Annotated in this window: 18 protein-coding genes; 2 read left to right on the forward strand and 16 right to left on the reverse strand. The window is 36.7% G+C overall.

Annotated elements, in window-relative coordinates:
• Positions 1–33 precede the first annotated feature (33 nt).
• Positions 34–528 carry a hypothetical protein gene (locus MKX68_RS03180; protein ID WP_340909053.1) on the reverse strand — a complete coding sequence of 165 codons (495 nt, stop codon included), beginning with the start codon at positions 526–528 and terminating at the stop codon, positions 34–36.
• A gap of 356 nt (positions 529–884) precedes the next feature.
• Positions 885–3,389: a toll/interleukin-1 receptor domain-containing protein gene (locus tag MKX68_RS03185; RefSeq protein WP_340909056.1), complete on the reverse strand. Its 2,505-nt coding sequence runs from the start codon at positions 3,387–3,389 to the stop codon at positions 885–887.
• Positions 3,390–4,050: 661 nt separating this feature from the next.
• Here MKX68_RS03185 and MKX68_RS03190 point away from each other — a divergent pair.
• The gene (locus MKX68_RS03190) at positions 4,051–4,464 is read left to right on the forward strand and encodes a hypothetical protein (RefSeq protein WP_340909059.1); all 414 of its coding nucleotides are present in this window, start codon (positions 4,051–4,053) and stop codon (positions 4,462–4,464) included.
• 192 nt (positions 4,465–4,656) lie between these two features.
• On the opposite strand, the gene MKX68_RS03195 is transcribed toward MKX68_RS03190, so the two are convergent.
• From MKX68_RS03195 to MKX68_RS03255, 13 genes are all read right to left on the reverse strand, one after another.
• The gene (locus MKX68_RS03195; RefSeq protein WP_340909061.1) at positions 4,657–6,462 is read right to left on the reverse strand and encodes a serine hydrolase domain-containing protein; all 1,806 of its coding nucleotides are present in this window, start codon (positions 6,460–6,462) and stop codon (positions 4,657–4,659) included.
• 111 nt (positions 6,463–6,573) lie between these two features.
• Positions 6,574–6,948, reverse strand: coding sequence for a hypothetical protein (locus tag MKX68_RS03200; protein WP_340909063.1), 375 nt, complete (start codon positions 6,946–6,948; stop codon positions 6,574–6,576).
• A gap of 112 nt (positions 6,949–7,060) precedes the next feature.
• Positions 7,061–7,516, reverse strand: coding sequence for a hypothetical protein (locus tag MKX68_RS03205; RefSeq protein ID WP_340909065.1), 456 nt, complete (start codon positions 7,514–7,516; stop codon positions 7,061–7,063).
• Positions 7,517–7,567: 51 nt separating this feature from the next.
• On the reverse strand, positions 7,568–8,023 hold the full coding sequence (locus MKX68_RS03210) for a hypothetical protein (RefSeq protein WP_340909066.1): 456 nt from the start codon (positions 8,021–8,023) through the stop codon (positions 7,568–7,570).
• A gap of 13 nt (positions 8,024–8,036) precedes the next feature.
• Positions 8,037–8,417, reverse strand: coding sequence for a hypothetical protein (locus tag MKX68_RS03215; RefSeq protein ID WP_175623636.1), 381 nt, complete (start codon positions 8,415–8,417; stop codon positions 8,037–8,039).
• A gap of 96 nt (positions 8,418–8,513) precedes the next feature.
• On the reverse strand, positions 8,514–9,188 hold the full coding sequence (locus MKX68_RS03220) for a hypothetical protein (protein WP_340909068.1): 675 nt from the start codon (positions 9,186–9,188) through the stop codon (positions 8,514–8,516).
• 350 nt (positions 9,189–9,538) lie between these two features.
• Positions 9,539–9,964 (reverse strand): DUF4279 domain-containing protein, encoded by a 426-nt coding sequence (locus tag MKX68_RS03225; RefSeq protein ID WP_340909070.1) that lies wholly within the window; start codon positions 9,962–9,964, stop codon positions 9,539–9,541.
• Between the two features lie 104 nt (positions 9,965–10,068).
• Positions 10,069–10,458, reverse strand: coding sequence for a hypothetical protein (locus tag MKX68_RS03230; protein WP_340909072.1), 390 nt, complete (start codon positions 10,456–10,458; stop codon positions 10,069–10,071).
• A 26-nt stretch (positions 10,459–10,484) separates the two neighbouring features.
• Positions 10,485–10,793: a hypothetical protein gene (locus MKX68_RS03235; RefSeq protein WP_145146568.1), complete on the reverse strand. Its 309-nt coding sequence runs from the start codon at positions 10,791–10,793 to the stop codon at positions 10,485–10,487.
• Between the two features lie 85 nt (positions 10,794–10,878).
• Positions 10,879–11,289, reverse strand: coding sequence for a hypothetical protein (locus MKX68_RS03240; protein ID WP_340909077.1), 411 nt, complete (start codon positions 11,287–11,289; stop codon positions 10,879–10,881).
• Between the two features lie 11 nt (positions 11,290–11,300).
• Positions 11,301–11,522 carry a hypothetical protein gene (locus tag MKX68_RS03245; protein ID WP_017689873.1) on the reverse strand — a complete coding sequence of 74 codons (222 nt, stop codon included), beginning with the start codon at positions 11,520–11,522 and terminating at the stop codon, positions 11,301–11,303.
• Positions 11,523–11,982: 460 nt separating this feature from the next.
• On the reverse strand, positions 11,983–12,288 hold the full coding sequence (locus tag MKX68_RS03250) for a WXG100 family type VII secretion target (protein WP_024633865.1): 306 nt from the start codon (positions 12,286–12,288) through the stop codon (positions 11,983–11,985).
• A gap of 1 nt (position 12,289) precedes the next feature.
• Positions 12,290–13,678 carry a lipase family protein gene (locus tag MKX68_RS03255; RefSeq protein ID WP_340909084.1) on the reverse strand — a complete coding sequence of 463 codons (1,389 nt, stop codon included), beginning with the start codon at positions 13,676–13,678 and terminating at the stop codon, positions 12,290–12,292.
• A gap of 103 nt (positions 13,679–13,781) precedes the next feature.
• On the opposite strand from MKX68_RS03255, the gene MKX68_RS03260 reads away from it, so the two are divergent.
• Positions 13,782–14,102: a hypothetical protein gene (locus MKX68_RS03260; RefSeq protein ID WP_340909087.1), complete on the forward strand. Its 321-nt coding sequence runs from the start codon at positions 13,782–13,784 to the stop codon at positions 14,100–14,102.
• A 253-nt stretch (positions 14,103–14,355) separates the two neighbouring features.
• Here the strand turns inward: MKX68_RS03260 and MKX68_RS03265 are convergent, their stop codons facing one another.
• A complete protein-coding gene (locus tag MKX68_RS03265) occupies positions 14,356–16,077 on the reverse strand; it encodes a helix-turn-helix domain-containing protein (protein ID WP_340909088.1) in 1,722 nt (573 codons plus the stop codon).
• Positions 16,078–16,099 lie beyond the last annotated feature (22 nt).

Here is a 16,099-nt window from a genome sequence, read left to right on the forward strand (position 1 = left end):
GTCACTGCCTTCTTGATAAATCCTCAACAATATTTAAAAAATCACTAACTTACCTGAAGGCCATTTTCCTTTCCATCCACAAGGTAGATGACCGAGAGAATATATGTATAATATTTGATCCGAATAAAATTTATCATGACTCTTCCCTAGCTTACTTAAATAACTGTATTCCATAATTATATTTAAAATGTCCCATCTCACACATTCACTAAATACATCATCTAATTGAAACTCATTTTGAGTTCTATTCAGCTGCTCACTTAACATCTTATTGATAATTATCTTTGCTTCTTTGACTAAGGTATTCCAATCTAAATACTCTTTTAAAAAATGATTATATAAATACAAAGTTAATTGATTTCTAGCCTTCAACGTTGTTTCTTCCCATTCTTGAGAACTATAATGTTCAGATGCTTCAACCCAAGAATTAGTATATATTACAGTTTTACTCTGATAATCTCTCATTCCACATTTATTAAACCACTGAATGTTAGATAATATTTTTATTATTTCTTGGTTTATCTCCATGTAATAACTCCTTCAAAATATTGGTTTTGCAGTGATTTCAGCTAACGTTCCTGTATTCACGACTCGACGCATGTCGAGTGTCCGGCGAATGCCGGACCAAGGACGTATGTCCGCAGCGTGAATATTATGTTAAGCGTTGCTTCTGTCTTCTTGAGTCACCTCCATTAACGTCAATTTCTTAATATCAAACAAAAGATATATTTAGAAAAACACTTCACAAAGCATTATTTCCATATTCTAAAAAAAGGGAATGCGATAGTTTCGGTTGATGATTCCCGAGTTAGCGCATTCCTCTAAACAGATTAAATTATACTAACCTTCAATAACTATGTTCTATAAAATATTATTCAATAAGCTTACTTATTATTTTTATATTTAACAATTTTATTTTTTAAATCAACCTTATATGCAACAGAAAAATTAATTTCGTCTATCATTTTTTCTGCTTTTTGAAAGTTACCTTCTATAGCTGTATAAATTGCTACACATTTTAAATAATCACGGTAAAAACTACTGTTCGTATTACTATGCTTACTTTGCATTTCATCAATTATTTTTTTTAGTTGAATTTTATTTTCTTTTTTCTCATAAAAATCAAAAATGCACAATGATAAGAAAATATCTTTTTTACTTAAATGTCCATATTTATCAACTAATTTTTCCGCTTCGCATAAATCATCTTTAAAATAAATAGCATATTGTATTTCCATCATTTTAGCCATACTTTTAGCTTTTTCCGAATCGATTTTTTTTATATCTTCTAATAAATCGGCTCCCTTCATAATCCTTTGTTCTGTACTTAAAGTATCTCTTTTAACATAAGAGAGACATTGAAAATAAGCATGTATATGATACTCATTTGTTTTATTTTCGTTGTAATTATCTTCAGCTAACTTTAAAGCCTTGTCGTATTCTTTATTATTATTATAAACTCGCACTAATTCTCTTTTAGCTCTTGCAAATTTTGGTCTTACTCTTAACGCTTCAAGCAAACTTTTAATAGCTTCTTCATCTCTTCCTACATGCCGATAATAAAAACCAAACAAAAAGTTATGATCAGGCCCTTTGATTCTTTGTACTTCTTCTTTAAATTCTTCCTTTTTTAAACGAGCTAGTGCAGAACACAAGAAATAACGAATTTCATGGCTGATTTTGGGATCAAGAAATTCTTCATTATATAAAATTCGTTTCGCTAATCTTACTACTTCTAAGTCTTTATCACGTCTATCATATAATTCTTTCATTGATTTCAAATAATGCGACGGTATAAGAAAATTCAAGTCAACCTCTACTCCATCAGTCATTGCACGGCGCAGAGAGAAAAATATATCCGAAACATCTTTTTCATCTTTCTCATCTTTTCCTGTATAATTTCCCACAAAATCTTCCATATGTTTTTTTATTTTTTTAGTAAAATTTAAATTCATTGAGTTCTTCTGTCTTAAAACATAATTTTTAACTGCTGAATTTAAAGATAAATATTCTCCATCATTTCCGAATTCCTCACACAGTCCTCGTGAAATAAACTCATCAATAAATCTGGAATACTTTTCTTCATTATCAATTATTTCATACAATAATGAAAAACTAACAAAATCAAATGTAGCCACTAGTACCAATAAGTCTTTAGCACACTCATCATTTTCATATTTTTTGTACACTTGCGATATCTGATCGTCAGTAAAGTCAGAAACAATGTTAGTATTTCTTTTGAAATTTGTAATTGAATTGTGTTTTATATAGTCAGCTGTGTATATAATTTCTTTTGGCATTCCTGAAAAAAAGGAATTAACAAATTTTATATCTTCTACATCTAAATCTAAGTCTATGACTCTTGAATATCTTGTAAGTAATCTACTTCGTTCAGGATCAGTTAGTTGAGAAACATGAGTAGCATAAAGAGATTTACATTTATTCAAATCTTCAAATCTTGCCTTATGTCTACTAACAACACATAAAGTTATGCCATTGTTTTTTGAAGAAAGCTCTTGGTTAACTTTTAAAAACCATAGACTCATTCCTGTGTGAGAAGTGATTATTGCACCTCTATCGACAATCAATAAAATTTCTTTATTTGTTTTCATTTCTTGCAACATACTTACTATCATATTCACTTTAGTCTCTTGATTTTTATTAATAAGACTAAATCTATCTTTACTATCTCCATACCCTAAATCTAAAAGTAGTAAGATAAAGTCCTCAATACTTTGATGTTCATCCAATATAACAGTAGGCATATTGTAACTCTCATTTATTATGTCTGATTTCACTAAACCGTTCCTTAGTATAGACCTGCGTCCTATATAATCCATCCCTGAGGCAATTAATGCGGTTGGAATTTCTTTCTCAAAAGAATCTATTCTTGATTCGATATTTTCGATATATTCATTTCTGCCAACAAACAATGTACTCTCATTTTTTAATCTTGGATTTTTAATCCAGCTTACTTCAATGAGCTTATTGTGTATTGTTCTAGCAGCTACCGCTGGCTTGGAAAAAAAACGAATATTATATCTATCTTTCATCCACTTAGGAATTCTTTCGTCTTCATGAGTAATATTTTCGTCAATTATAATCGGAAATAATTTCGCTATATTATTATTATCTAACAGTTTTTTTGCTTTTGTTATTTCTTTTTTCACCCATGTGGAATCTAATGCGGTACTAGATAGGAACAGCACAAACAAATCAGTTTTTTCTAACCATTTGATAATTTCTTGATTTGTTTCTTCCCCTTTTTCAAATGTAATGGCATCATATACAAAGTTATCACTTGTCACATATTTTTGAAGATTCCTTACAACAATATTGATGTAAAAGTCCTTATCTTTACTACTATGTGAGAGAAACACTCTAGTCATTAAGTCAGCCTCCAATTTAAACGTAGTTTTTTATATTTGAATCCCTATCAATAAATTAATTCTAAACTGCTTGCTGTTTAGAATACTACTTGTAATTTTCCTGGTACAATTATGTGAGCAAGAAAAATATAGTTTTACTAAAAAAAATAATGGTATTACTCATTTTATCATCACTACAGAAGTTACGCTTAACATCTAATCTATGTACTTCGTAAATACCACACATACTGCCTGATATCTGAACTACGTATATGATAACCTATACGGTGATATTTGCGAAGAAAAATTTGGAGAAAAAGGGAGAATTACTGGGATGTTCAATTCCCGTATCCATATGATCCTATTGGCTTTGAATACGATGAATATTTTTCATACTAACATGCGTATAGCGCTGAGTTTGTTCGTGCACACGTATAACCGAGTAGCACCTGGATGTACCGTAGATCTTTCCTGTTTTCCAGTAAATGAGTGGCGAAGCGCATGAATACTCACCTTTTTTGCAATCACTGCACGCTGTCTAGCTTCTTCGAAAACCTGCTGTAACGATTCTTTGATCGATTATTTTTTTACTTACTAGCATGTCATTGAAACAATCTACTTACAGATAACGGAAAATACTGATAGAATATATGGATGATAAAGTTGTTTTCACACAGTGATATTGTTAGTAGTACAACATAAGGATGGTGTTTATTTGATTAACAAGAAGCTAATATTTAGCGTTTTCACACTTTGTATTCTACTCATTTTGGGTTTTCTCAGGTGGGACAATCTTGAATCCAGCGCAGACTTTCATTATAAGTATGATCGTTGGGCAGGTCAGAAATGGGTAGAGTTCTATCCGCCGCTAGCTGCTTCTTCCAACAGCATGGAGTTTCCACTTATATATAGGGATGAAATAAATCAAAATGATATAGATAAGTATTTAGGAAAACAAGCTCTTTCTGGAGAGTTAGTGAATAAGTGGATTGAAAGAACAAAATTAACGGATGGATATATAGGTCTATTATTATTGAATATTTTAGTGGTCATTTACAGTTTCATTAAAATATTTATTTTGAGAGACAAAAAATAGGATAATCTTGATCCCCCTTCAATATGCCGAGGCACAAGTTGCCAAAGGGCATACTAACACAAAGACAGCAGTCCCCAATAAGGAACTGCTGCCTTTACTCCTTTTAATTGACCAAACTTAATATCACTTATGTATGGAATCATCGGTTAGCCTTTGTAATGTTTGATATATCTATATTCAGCGTTTAATCTTCTAAACATACAAATTCCATCCCACAACAAAAGCAGCCAAGATGAAAGCCGAGATGCCAGACATGATGTACATCACTTTTTGCTTTTTGCTGTAACTGCTCTTCCGCAGTTTGTACATAAGCAAACCAAGATACACCACTGCTAGAACCACATAAAGTAGGTTAAACATTAAATTGATCCGTAACGAAGAATAAGAAGGATAACTGGGAAACCTCAATTTCGTTTGTAGGATGAAAAGATTAAGAAGGAGTGCCACACCTGCAAAGTTAATTGCAAGATGATATTTATCAAAATTGGTTGGAGGATTTACTCGTTTATGTAGTTTGTTAATGAGTATCCGGATTACATAGCCGATCAAAGCAATTAAACTGAAAATGATGGCTAGCGCAACAGGAATAAGAGATATCTTAAGTAAGTTTACCTTTACATTCGATACAGACAAATAATCAATGTAAGGAGTGACTGAAATTTTCTCAACAACACTATTATGCTCGACAACATTATAAGATTTTGCTAAATCAGCTTTTGTATATTTCGTTATATCAAGGGCAGTAAATAAATTAGTGAATCTAGCGGTTGCACGTCTTGCGGGTTGAAAATATCCTCCCCCCTCCGAAGTAACTCTATTAGAATTGACGTTATCACCGAAAATCTCTTTAGTAAGCCCATAATAATAAATCTCTTCAAAAGACTGGTTTGTCATGACGACCATTCCAAATTTAGATTCCGGATCAAAGACAACTTTGCTGGAGAATGCTTTAAAATTCCCTTCGTGCATCAGTGTAGGCACCCAGTATTCCATCTCAACGAACCCATGCGCAAATCGCGGAGTAGAAGTGCCTTCATAATATAGACTTGTTGACAACATTTCGTTCAACGTATCCCTGTTCTTAAATAATACATTGCTATCATCTACAGGCATCAATGCTGCAAGGAATTTCCCTAAATCTTCTGCTGTCCCAATCGCTGCCCCTGTAGGATAAAACGTTACGTATACTCTGTTCTCAGGGATCAGTTTTAAATCTTTTGTATACCCTTCAATCTCATTTCTTCTTTGTACTAGGTCTGGATGATCTTGCCCCGTTGGATGAATTGAAGTGTCGTTCATATGAAGTGGTTCGAAAATATGTTGATCAACATATTCATAAAAAGGTTGGCCACTTATCTCTTCCACGATGTAACCAGCTAGACCAACGCCATAGTTCGAATAACCCACTATGCTATTCGGTTTATATATCTGTTTCGGCTCATTTCTACGCAACGTTTCTCCTAATTCTAACGTTTCATCCTCGGAGTAATAAAACACTTCGGCCGCTGTTTGATCTTCCCAACCCGCATTGTGATGCATCAGGTTCATTAGGGTAATCGGTTCATCGTATCTCAGCTTTTTGAAAAATCCCTCTGGCAGATACTCTTGGATATCCGTCTCCAAATCAAGCTTTCCTTGTTCGACAAGCTGCATCACACTCGTATAGACCAACAGTTTCGAGATGGAAGCCCATTCAAAAACCGTAGAGGTATCCGCCTTTCGCTGATTCTCAATATCTGCGTAACCATATGCTTTATTCACAATGGTTTCACCATCTTTAATAGCCACAACCGAAACGGCAGCGGTATACTTCTCATACGAGGCAACATAAGCATCAATCGTTTCCTCTAACTTGGATAAAGGAATCCTGGATGGTGTAGTCTCAACCTGTTTCTCATCAGCGTGGGCAGGTATCGCTATTGCCATAATGATAAATATGAATGACAGAACACAAGCGATTACTTTGTTAACCGTGTGATATCCACGATTCATCTGCATTAGCTTCTCTCCTTTTATATTAAATGTTAATTACATCTCTTGTTTTCGAGTATGCGTTTTCAAAAGAATCCACGTGACTCTAAATTATTTTCAAATGCAATTACACTCCATTTAAGAGATAGGTCGGAGAAGTTCACCTTTCCAATTAACGATGTTTATTTCTTTATCTTTCAAGAGGCACCAATCAATGATTTCACCTATCCATTTTGGCGTGATGATCTCATCGCTCCATTTCGGTGTTAATACTCTTCTGTATCCTATATATTCTGTTGTCCATCCTTCGAATTCTTCTCCGATGATGACTATGAATGGGATCTTATTCTTATTACTGTGTTGTCCCACTTCATAAGTGACGATTAACTTCTTATCCTCAGAAACGATATGTAATTTGATTATCCCTTCATCGTCAATATTCGGTTCAACATACCAATAAAATAATCGATTAGAGCGAACGATTTTACGTTTATATTTTTTTCTTACGCCCATAACGCACCTCGCATATTTCTTTTTTCTTTGTATGCAGTACTTCAACAGTTTACCCATCCACATGAACACTTTGTTATCCGATGTTGATGGGCCTTAAGATTTATTCATTTTATTACTTTGTTAATCTTTCTTTATTACCTAGTAAGACTTCATGAATTTCATCATATAATTGTAAATCTATAAATTCGTTATGAATCCATAGTCCTTCCTCAATATCTCCTCCCCCCATACCTCCACCAATCCCATCACCAGGAAAGTGTTTTTCGTAATATAGTCCTCGGCCTTCTCCATCATTACAGTCCCATGCAATGGTATCTAAATCTTTTAATAGAGTATGTAATGTCTCTTCACTGCAGTTTACTAACTTCATAGGGCAAGACAAATAGATTTGTCCTCCATAATCACCCTCCATAATTACATATGTATCTGGAGTATCCACAGCTTTCTTAAAACTATCTACAAATTGGTTGTTCGGTAGTCCGTTTGCTTCATTAAGGATATGTCGTACAGGGCTATGGTGCTCTGGAATTACACCCAGCTGATTGTTATCATCTTTTTTTCTTTCCATAAAGATACACCTCTTTGTTAGATATGTTTTATTGGACTTTTTTCATATTAATTAATTATTTACTTCATTCATTCCTATGACTTGTTCAAATGCTATATTAAATTCTTTAACATTAATGTTTAACTTGATTATCCCTTCTTTATCAAGCCCTTTAGTATCTAATTTAAAAGTACCTGTCAGTTCTTCCGAGCTATTACCATCAATTTTCATATTTATGTCCAATTTAATATTCCTATCAATTAATCGCTCCTGAATATCCTTACTCAAGATCGGTTCAACTGTTTCTAACATTATTGATTTATTGGTTCTATTTCGAAGAGTGAAATTGTATGTTACAACTGTAATACCTGCATCTTCTTCGCTCTCTCCCAGTCCAAATGAACTTGAGTTTATTATCAACCCGTCCTCAACAATTTTATCTGTCTTCACACTGTATGAAATACATCCACTTAGGGCGAGTATTGTTAAAAGGAATAGTAAAATCATTAAACGCTTTTGATTCTTCAATTCGGAAACTCCTTTAATTTTTTTCTTCATTTTTAAGATCCGTGTTTGCAAGTTCAAGTGCGATCGCTAGTCTAATCCGTGTATATTTCCTAAGTCCTTTTAAATAGGTATTGTCTAGTTGTTTGCTTTCAATTATAGGTTCAATATCTGGGTCGTAGCGATCGATTTCTACTTTTGCAATTCTATCGTTATTAATCAGCAACGAAAAAATATCTTCCCCTTGTTCAGGTATCCAGAACAAAATATAGGCAGTTTTCATTTGTGGAAAAAACCTCTTAATAACTGAAAGCAAACCTGATCTTATTTCATCATTAAATAATGACTCATGCGATCCTACTAATTCTCTTCTTATATCTTCTTCAGTTTTAGTGCCCTTTAATTTTATTAATTTCATAATGCCTCGCAAGAATGGCACAGAATCTGTATACAATGCTTTAGATTTACTGTTACCATTGTTCTACATTTCAATTTTATATTTTTTCGACATTGTTTATTTTCCTTTTACAAAATCACATAGATTATGTTCGAAGTCATCTGAATTACAATATGGTTGAACAGTTGGGCTATTTCGAATCGTAAAATCAATAGAATACTGATCGTTTGGATACTCTTTAAAGCTCTTATAATATATGAATACTCTTACTTCATACTTAGCTGAAGGTAAGGCATTAATTACGTTATTTAAATCCTCTGATGTCAGTGTTTCATTTTTCTTTCTTAATTTAATCCAAATATCATGTCCATTATTACTCCAATAACGTAGAGTTTCAGTCTTGCTTTCGTTATAATCAAATTCCAATGGTGCTATTGTTTCAACAAAACCTGTTCTTAACTCATTCATATAACTTTCCACATGAGGCTTCGCACGGTATGTTTGATAAGTACCAATTAGATTACTAGTGACATCAACAACTGGCAAAGTCAGAATAGCGGTAACAACAATGATTAAAATACTTGGGCCAATATAGGAGTTGGAATTGTAAATGAGTCTGCCAAGCAGTAAAAAAACGATTGTTCCTACTATCGACAAAGCAGCAACCCCGAAAGCGGCAGTCTTGTTATCATTACTAATAAAACCACCGCCAATATTAAAAATAAAAAATATGAATGAATACAAACATCCAACGCCGACTCCTACAGCAGATAATAAATAGATTGACTTCAAAAATATTCTCAGATTTCCCGCATCCCTGCTATAAATTAATTATTATTTCATCCTAGTAAAGCAACATAACTTTTATCTTTCTAGTATCTTTTAAAATGCTCTCATCTAAATACAGTTTTTTGCTTAAATTTAATTAAGTCAAAGTATAGCTATTTTCACTGGAAATTATGTATTTTATACATTTATCAATTATCACTTCATCAGGAAGTTTTATATACGTTCCTGCATTCACGCCCAATGTATGCTGAGTGTCTGGCTCATGCGGACACAGGACGAATGTCCGCAGAGTGAATATAATGTTAACTGATGTCCATTCCTTCGAAGCGTGTTTTAAAAACTATTTCTTATTCTTATTCATCATTATATGGATTTGCATATAAATCAACATCGATTTCAGCATGAATCATATTAACAAATTCAATAAAATCAGAATCGAAATAAAGAGCAGGCGTTTTCCCCTCTTCTATTCTTATTACAATGAAAAATTTTATTCTTAATTGATGTTCAATCCGAATCGAATTGATCTCTTTTACTTTGTTTCTTAATGTATCGACTACTTTTCTTAATTGGTGATTTACATCTAATGATTCTTCATACTCTGTATCCAATGTCCATGATGTTTCTTTTACTCGAAGCTTTTCGTTAATTATATCTCCTTTATAAGCCGTATTCGTAGGTTCAATTTTAAGTATTGAAGTTACATGATTCGGATCGAATTCATCTCCAAACAAACAAAAATAGGCCATTACTTCGGTTTTGTCTTTCAGGAGTTTCACCTCTTTAAAAATGGATGTATGGACCTCTGATACTCCAACTCTTTTAATACAATTTCACATAACATTTGGTGTTTACGAGTCCGAGAACCCTAACTGACCATTAATTATTCTTTCTTCCATTGATGTGATTCGTGTAGTTTACCAGTTTCATAAAAATACTTTAGCACTTCAAGCATGGGTATTAATTCTATACAAATGTTATCGCAATAATTTCCTAACTGACCACCGATAACTAGAGAAATTTCACTATTTCCCTGCTTATCGTTCAGAAGCGTATATATATGTTCATCCATTGTAATAGACACTACAAAATATTCCGGTCCGCCTCCAACTAATGCTGAACCTGTGTCTGATACCTCAAAAAAAACTAATGTAAATTTATCTCCATCGAGTTTTCTCAAAAAACGTAAACTGTCTGCCCATGTAGGGTTCATAATGATCTCTTCATTAAATGTGGTCCCATTCCGTTCATCAATGCTAATAGAATTTATCACTTTTTCTTTTTATCCTCCTTCTTTCATCACACATATCCATCTTCAGGTTCACCAACATCAAAACCCAACACTTTTGTCGCTTCCAACTTAAATGTTTCTATCCAAGATATCCATACATCGCTATTCATCTGTGCATAAAATGATAACCCACTAGGCTCAACGGATGCTTCAATGAATACATCATCCTCTTCAGTTCCAAACCAATATGGAATTCCACTTTTATAACCAATCCACCCTGGCATCCGCTCATATACTTTAGAAACTTTAGCCCACACCTCATCAGGCAGGTCATACCTTATATTTAGGTTACAATTATGAGAGTTTATGTTGTTCATTTACATTCTCTCCTTCTACCTTAGAAGTATCTCAAAATTCATACTCTATTTTTATGTAAAGTACTACAACTCTTCCACCACTTGCTCAACATTGTATCTCTTGGTCCTTATACACTTTTTTCGTTATCATTTTTGTATATTTTAATCTCGTGATTTCAATCAGGTCATTTGGCTGCATCATATTCAGAATAGGACTATCTTTGATTAAAACTTTGCTATTACCTCGTCCCAATCCTTTGACTATAATGATATTTTTATTCTTCTTCACATCTACAATTTGTCCGATCGTTATGAACTGCTCTTGTTTCTTGAGATCAAGATAAGTTACAAGGCCCAGTATACAAAATATAATAAAGCTACATGTTGATAATGCAGTTGTCCATGCAGGAGGATGATATACAAAGTATCTGGTAGCTAATTGAATTCCAATTATAAAAACAAATAAAACGATGAGTAGGAATTGCTTTTTTAATTTCCCTTTAGCTTTTTCGTTCATAGTCTCTCCTTCTAATCTTTACGGAGATGAATCACAAAGTCTTGATTCGACGTATGATATACAACGTTACCAGGCTCTACTCGAAAAAACTCTTTATTTGCATCTTGTTCTGATACGGTGCGAATTGGTGCAACTTCATCTACAATTTTTTTGTTATCTTCCTCATGATATTGAATGATAGAAACCAGAACAAATTGGTCAGGGAACAGTTCTCTAACCTCCTGCCATTTCATGTGTTATACCTCCTGTTATTCGTATTGGTTCAACTTTCTATCATTTTAACATATCCCCCTGACTCGTATATCGTTCCTGCATTATTAACACTCGGCCTAGTCCAATGTGTCCTCATTCAAGTATGTAAAATGTACAAAGAAACCGTCTCCTTTGGTATATGGTTGCTCTCACTTCCCCATTTACTACGGAACGGTTTCTTCTGTTTTTTGGAATTTTAAGAAAGGATCTGTTCCTTCTCATTACGACTTAACACATCAATAGCTTCAACAACTACCACCGCTATATTAAAGGCAAGGTACCGATGCTATGCGAAGGAGCAAACGCCCACAATAGCATTTTGATTGCTCCGCCATATCATCTTTATGTCATAACTTCGTGGATTGACATTCAGGCTTTCTACCTTACAACCCTGTGCCGATCTTTGTTGCAGCAGAATCTGCATACCACTGTTCGAATATCTCAGCTCAGCATGCTGTGCTCCCTCCGGTCTCTGAAGTCCTCACGGTCAGCTTCCTCCATCCTGTGAATATATCGTCGCAATGCTTCTTTATGCGCCTCCAATTCATCCATTCGGCTGGATGTCCCGTTCAGGAAAGATTGCATTTTGAATCCTAGCGTTGTGGCAGCATTTCCTGCCCAATCTTGCTCCAGTCTACTATGTATTGAACGCATCTTCTGCTCCTGCTGCACTAAGCGCTCCTGCAACTGCTCACATTGCTGAACGGCTCTTCTCAGATCGGATAAAGATACCGATATTCTTCCCATGTCAATTACCTCCCGTTAAGAACTGGTCTGCTTGAACGAAATCTTCATGCTTGCGTTCAATGTACTCGGCAATCTCGCTGATGGATTCCTGATACCAACGGTTAATTCGTTCCAGTGTCGCCGTAGCTTCGTAAGCGATTGACGTGAAGGAATGGCTTTCACTTGTGGAAGTATAAGCCTCGAACATTCGGATGGAAGCTTGTGCATCATTGGAAAACCCGCTCAGACTAAGGCGCATTTCCTTGGCTGCCTGTGCCAATTCCTCCGGCGTTAGTCGGATTGTCCCACCACCTTGACCTGACTTTCCATTGGATACAGCCGCAATCAAGGGAGCCACCAACCCGCCAACGAGGTTTGACAAAGCCATCCGTGATTCCTGATAAGCATTCCAGCGTGGTGAGATGTCAATTTGTTTCCCCGTGGCACGATCGATAAGTGGACCGACCAAGTTTCCCTGTTCATCAAACTGATACTGGTTCATCGAGTGATATCCTTTGCCTTCTTCCTTGGAAAACGAGTCCATCAATCGAACAATATTACCGACCTGAAACTTGTCCAGGTCGATATCAATTGGGAAATTGTATGTTACTAACGGGCCGCTAGGCCCCATCGGACTAATCGGCACCATGAGCTGGAATTGCAGCCTCCAGTTTTGGTACATCGCATTGGCCGAGTCAAAATCCTGGCCTTTGTAGTACGTGCTGCCAACATGTCTGTCATATTCAAAAAGTCCTCCTGCACCTACTGAATCGTTTGGCTGAACGATGTTTACCACTTTTTTATCATAATAACCTTCGTTCACTTTCGCCAAGCTTGCATCGTCCAGCAGATTGGTTACACTCGGAGCACTGTATGTCATGGCCGACAAATCCTGTCGCGCTGCCACATATTGCGCTAAACCACCTCCAAGCGAATGTCCCGTAAGAGAGATACTTGCGTCAGGATATTTTGCTTTGACTTGTTCATAAAGTACTTCCGCCTGATGAAATTGGTTGTTCTCCCAATCGATATCGTCCTTAATGGATTGAATAAAACTTTTCTTGAAAATGTTATGATGATTAGGGTCAGTTACGGCATCCTCCAGTTCTCTGGTGCGTCCACCTAAAACATCAAACACGTCTGTTTCGTAATCGGCTGCTCTCCCAAGCCAGCTCCCACCTGGCTCTGTTCCGCGGTATCCTATGACAATCTGATTCGTCTGATTGTTGTGGAGGATGACGGAATCGAAACCCGACACTTTATTGTGGAGCTCAGCACCTTCAGGTTCAATGACCTTCCATTGTGCATAATCTCCCTCATCTTTAAGGGGTGCTCCGGCAGAAACGTTGTCCTGGTAGGCAAGGTTAGATATTTTCTGATACAACTCGTCGCTTATGTAATTCTTTTGCATAAATACCTCCTGAATTGAACATTCCGATATGATTATGTAAACTAGTGATAATTCAATCTTTATAGTATATTAATACCAGTCTATGAAAGTAGAGGTGTCCCTCTTGAGAAAACCCTTCTTCCTATTCGTACTATTAATCATCTCATCTCTCTTGCTTGGAGCATGTGCCTCCCAAGAGGAAAAGGAGATTGTATCCTCCGCCGAGAAGTTCGCTGCAAATTATGTTCTCGAAAAATACGGTGTAACCGTTCGTTTTACGGAGTATAAATTCTCTCCTCCCGATCTATCCAATTCGTTAGGCCTCCATGGCTACATTGAAGGCGATAAGAAAAAGAAGGTATTTGTTTTCGTTAACTACGATCCTTTAAGTATTGAGACACTATCGCTTCCTGAAGGTATATCCAAGAAACCAACTTCCAAATAGAGAGTTGAAGTTATTTTTAAAACGATCAATCTATATAAACAATTTGAATCTATAGGGAATATATGGATTGTATCTTTCGTCAATTACTTCTGTCAACGTTCTCCGCAACAATAAAATGAAGAAACAAATGCGATCTACATAATAGAATGATTGTGTTCTGAATTTAAGATAAACCTCTGTTTAAAGAAGTTATCCACTAATTTGATGAATTCTGAATATAAAGAAATAGAGGGAGTCACATCAGAACTCCCTCTCATCCCAACAACGCCTGTTCAATCTGATCCACAATGCCATTGATGCCTGTTGGTCCATAACAACCGATCCATGTCGCGGCATCTACGGAGTGTATTTGCTGTCTCTCATCCGTATCAAGCATCCCCCAGACACGTTGCTCTGTTGAGGATATACCCTCCTGCATGATCTCATTGCTAAGCAAAAAGTAGTGGCTCGCTTGTACAGCCGGTAGTCTATCAACAGAAATATGATAGGCCGTGTCGGTGGTATCTGCTACAAATAACGGGACAGGCAGACCCAGATCACGGTACAGCACAGCGCCTGTACGATGCGAGGCAGAATGTACGCGAACCAGAGAATCCAGTGGACGAATCAGTGCCACGCTCTTACCTGCCAGTACTGGAGCAAGTTCTTCAGAAAGCAATGTGGTTCGTCGGTGATAATCCGCAAGTATACGTCTGGCCTCTGCTCGCTTACCAGTTAATTCACCGAACAGGCCAAGAATGGTCTGCCAACTCTCATTGCGCTTAAACATAAGAACTGGAGCGATCCGGCTTAACCGTTCATAGTACTGATTATGCACCTCGGTGCAAATAATCAGATCCGGGGACAGTCGTTCGACAGCAAGCAGATCAGGGTACTCATACGTTCCGAGTAATTCGGTACCCTGAAGTCCTGCCCTGATATATTGTGGGAAATGGAACGTTCCACTTCCCAATCCCACACTTCCTGCTGGAGACAATCCAAGCGCAAGCAAATGATCCGCATATTGCACATCGAGTACGGCGATACGATGTGGAGAACGGGTGACAGGATATTCACCTCGCATATGGCATATCACTGGACCTTGGTCCGACTCGTACGAAGAAGCCATACGATTCCGCAGCAAGGATTGAGCATAATTTGCATCTGTTTCCTTAGCGGCATCAAGCCGATAACGCAGCGGAGGAACGCCATAATATTTCTTAAAGGCCCTACTAAAATAATACATGTCGCGGTAGCCCATCTTGTCAGCAATTTCCCCAATGGACGCATCTGTATGATGCAGCATCCGCGATGCATTTTCCATCCGTAGCTGGATGACGTACTCCATCGGTCCAAGCTGCTTCTCTTGTTTGAATCGTCGCTGTAACTGCCTTACGCTGCATCCGGCAAGGGCTGCCAGCTCCTTAAGCTCCAGATTCTGGCGATAATGCGATGATATATATGACACGACTACATCCACCATGTCGGACTCTGCTCCGCCTTGACCACGTTCATACTCCATGATCAGTTCATAGATCATCCCCTGAAGCAACGCATGGGCATGAAACCGTTCCAGTCCTTCGCCACGACGCCATTTGGCAACGATTTTTTCCGCATTCTGGATCCATTCTGCCTGAGTCACAGGGTTCTGAATAAACGAATTTTGCAGCGGATGTTTGCGATACGAGGGCATGGCATGGGAGGCTCCTTCCATGGAAAAAGCCTCGTACATGATTACGATATAATAAAGTTCGTCTGATCTGGCCGTCAGCGTAAAGGATGCTCCCTTCACCACATGACAGGCAAAAGAAGCTCCAATGTGGCAACCCTCGCCATCCATTGCAAGCTCCCCTTCCCCTCCATATGCCAGTAGCAACACATTTGAAGTTAAATCCGTTTCGTGTAAAACGCTGCCTGTCTGCAAAGTACCGCTATACCCGTCAAGCATCTTGATCGTTGTATCACTCCATAGACTTGTCTGTTCTTGCAGCGGCATTTCTCTCATCTCCTGACAATAG

The sequence above is a fragment of the Paenibacillus sp. FSL M8-0212 genome, from assembly GCF_038004645.1.
In the GTDB taxonomy this organism is placed as follows: domain Bacteria; phylum Bacillota; class Bacilli; order Paenibacillales; family Paenibacillaceae; genus Paenibacillus.